Origin of the sequence: Streptomyces hygroscopicus subsp. hygroscopicus (assembly GCF_001553455.1) — a bacterium.
GTDB classification, from domain to species: domain Bacteria; phylum Actinomycetota; class Actinomycetes; order Streptomycetales; family Streptomycetaceae; genus Streptomyces; species Streptomyces hygroscopicus.
The window spans coordinates 1-3,142 of the sequence record NZ_BBOX01000398.1 but is presented as its reverse complement, the minus strand read 5'-3'; the positions used below and the strand labels follow the sequence as shown (position 1 = coordinate 3,142).

Here is a 3,142-nt window from a genome sequence, read left to right as displayed (position 1 = left end):
CGCCGGGGCCGGCGCCGGATCGGGTACCGGAGGCTGGGCCTGGGGCGGGGCGGCCGGTGCCTGCCTTCTGGGGGCGCGGGTCCGGCGGGAGGGCAGGGTGTGCAGCGGCTCGGCGCCCTGGGGGTCGTGGGCCCCGGCGCCCGGCTGTCCGCCGTCGGCGTCGAGATGGGTGAGCAGCGCGGTCGGCAGGAACAGCACGGCGCGCACCCCGCCGTACGGGGACCGGGTGTCCACCGAGACGCTGAAGCCGTACCGCGCGGCCAGCAGGCCCACGACGGCGAAGCCGAACTGCGGCGGGTCGCCCAGCCGGGAGACGTCCACGGCGCGCTGACCGGAGAGCAGGGCGGCGGCCCGCTGGACCTCCAGGCCGTCCATGCCGACACCGGCGTCGTCGATCACGATGCAGGCCCCGTTGTGCACCGGCTGGAGGCTGACCTCCACGCTGGTGTTGGGCTGCGAGTGGCGGGCGGCGTTGTCCAGCAGCTCGGCGACCGCGAGCACGACGGGCTCCACGGCCCGGCTCACCACCGCGACGTCGATCAGGGAGTGCACCTGCACCCGCTGGTAGTCGCGGATGCGCGACTTGGAGCCGCGGACGACATCGGTCAGCGAGGAGGCCACCCGCTGCCGGCCGGGCCAGGAGCCGCAGAGCACGGCGATGGCCTGGGCGCGCCGGCCGAACTGGGCGTTGGCGTGGTCGATCTCCAGCAGGTCCCGCAGCACATCGGGGTTGTCGTGCCGCTCCTGCATCTCGGAGATGAAGACCTGCTGCTCGTTCGCGAGTCCCTGGACGGCGCGCATCGACGCCTTGAGCGCCGCCTTGGCGGATGCCTCGGCCCGTGCCTGCGCCTTGTCCACCGTGCGGGTGAACTGCTCCATGACGGCGTGCAGGCTCTGCGCGAAGGCCGTACCGGCCAGCTTCTCGTCCCGCAGGCCCGGCAGCGGGCCGGGCTGGCTCAGCGCGTCCGCGATCGAGGGGAGGCGTACGTCGACGAGGTGCTGCACCTCCTCGTCACGGGACCGCAGGCTGTCCTCGAGCGTGGCGCTGCGCCTGCGGACGCCGGCGGTGATCCGGCGCTGGCGGATCAGGAGCACCAGGACGACGAGAAGCGCGACGGCCAGACACCAGCTCACCGCCTCCGATATGTGATCAGTCATCAGGAACCTCGTGCAGGAGAACGCGGGCGCGGGCGCGGAAAGAGTGTTCAGTGCCCTGATGTCCCGTTCGAAAACGGAATACGACGATCATCTTAGCCATGTCGTGACCGAGTGTCCGACATCCGTAACAAGGTCGAACCGGTGGTGCGGGCCCGGTACTTGTCATGTGGTTTCGGTGAAGCTCCTGGATATCAGGCGAAGATGAGGTGGCGCGACCGCGGATGGAGCGTCGCGGTCCGGGCCCACCGTAGTGGCCGAAGCCGCTTGCCGACAGCATTTTCACTGCGCGTCCGCAAGCGGAAATGATCGTCGCCATCACCGCCCTCGGTATACCTGCGATCACTTCCGACCACCTCCGCTCACCACCGATCACCACCGACCACCGCCGAAGCACCGTGGGAACCTTGCCGGTATGTCGCATGTCACCACGTTCATGCGCGACCGCCGCGCACGGACGAAAGGAACGGGCCACCGGGACGGATACGGTGGGAACAGGTGCCGCGGCGGCCGACCCCCGTCGCCCCCGCGCACCGGCACCGGGGCCCCGCCCCGCTGTCGCCCCGTACGTCCTGGAAGGAAGATGTGAGCAGGGTGTTTGTGCAGGTCGGCACTGTCATCGGGAGTGCGGGGTAGGACGCATGCATATCGTGATCATGGGCTGTGGCCGGGTGGGCGCGGCGCTCGCCCAGACCCTGGAACAGCAGGGGCACACGGTCGCGGTCGTCGACCAGGACCCCACCGCCTTCCGCCGCCTGGGCGCGGGCTTCGGCGGGCGCCGGGTGACCGGTGTCGGCTTCGACCAGGACACCCTGCGCGAGGCGGGTATCGAGGAGGCCGGGGCCTTCGCCGCGGTCAGCAGCGGCGACAACTCCAACATCATCGCGGCCCGGGTCGCCCGGGAGATGTTCGGCGTGGAGAACGTGGCCGCCCGTATCTACGACCCCCGCCGCGCCGAGGTCTACCAGCGCCTCGGCATCCCGACCGTGGCCACCGTGCGCTGGACGGCCGACCAGATGCTGCGGCGGCTGCTGCCGTCCGGCGCGGAGCCGCTGTGGCGGGACCCCAGCGGAGGGGTGCAGCTGGCCGAGGTGCACACCTCCCCCTCCTGGGTGGGCCACAAGGTCAGCAGGCTCCAGGAGGAGACCGGGGTGCGGGTCGCGTTCCTCACCCGGCTCGGCGAGGCGATGCTGCCCACCTCCGAGACGGTGCTCCAGGAGGGCGACCTGGTGCATGTGATGATGCGCACCGATGAGGTGGCGAAGGTCGAGGCGGCTTTCGAAAAGGGTCCCGAGGAGGTGAACCGGTGAGGGTTGCCATCGCCGGCGCGGGCGCCGTGGGGCGTTCCATCGCGAGCGAGCTGCTGGAGAACGGGCACGAGGTGCTGCTCATCGACAAGGCGCCGACCGCCATCTCGGTGGAGCGGGTGCCGCAGGCCGAGTGGCTGCTGGCCGACGCCTGCGAGATCACCTCCCTGGACGAGGCGGCGCTGCAGCGCTGCAACGTGGTCATCGCGGCCACCGGTGACGACAAGGTCAACCTGGTCGTCTCGCTGCTCGCCAAGACCGAGTACGGGGTGCCCCGGGTGGTCGCCCGGGTCAACAACCCCAAGAACGAGTGGCTGTTCAACGAGGCGTGGGGCGTCGATGTCGCCGTCTCCACCCCGCGTCTGATGTCGGCGCTGGTCGAGGAGGCGGTGAGCGTCGGCGATCTGGTGCGGCTGCTCCGCTTCAGCCACGGCGACGCCAACCTGGTGGAGCTGACGCTGCCGCCGGAGGCCGCGCTGGTGGGCACCCGGGTCGGCGACGTGGAGTGGCCGGAGGACACCACGCTGGTCACCATCATCCGCGGCACCCGCGTGCTGACCCCGAACAAGGACGATGTGCTGGAGGCCGGTGACGAGCTGCTGTTCGTCGCGGCCCAGGCGCGCGAGGAGCAGCTGGAGCAGCTGCTGTCCGTCCAGCGCCAGGACGCCGCCGGCTAGCTA

Annotated in this window: 3 protein-coding genes; 2 read left to right on the top strand and 1 reads right to left on the bottom strand. The window is 71.0% G+C overall.

The genetic code is table 11. The annotated features are described in order from the left end of the window. The coding region (locus tag AXW62_RS33290; RefSeq protein WP_060947750.1) for an ATP-binding protein at positions 1–1,158 on the bottom strand (1,158 nt) is incomplete at its 3' end. 638 nt (positions 1,159–1,796) lie between these two features. On the opposite strand from AXW62_RS33290, the gene AXW62_RS33285 reads away from it, so the two are divergent. Next, a complete protein-coding gene (locus AXW62_RS33285) occupies positions 1,797–2,465 on the top strand; it encodes a potassium channel family protein (RefSeq protein WP_030834325.1) in 669 nt (222 codons plus the stop codon). Beyond that, complete coding sequence (locus tag AXW62_RS33280) at positions 2,462–3,139, top strand: potassium channel family protein (RefSeq protein ID WP_030834322.1); 678 nt, start codon at positions 2,462–2,464, stop codon at positions 3,137–3,139. Before AXW62_RS33285 ends, AXW62_RS33280 begins: the two co-directional genes overlap by 4 nt. The last annotated feature ends 3 nt before the right edge of the window (positions 3,140–3,142 follow it).

Coding starts and splice junctions, on each gene's coding strand:
- AXW62_RS33285 (WP_030834325.1), top strand. CDS start 1,797: ATGCATATCGTGATCATGGGCTGTGGCCGGGTGGGCGCGGCGCTCGCC.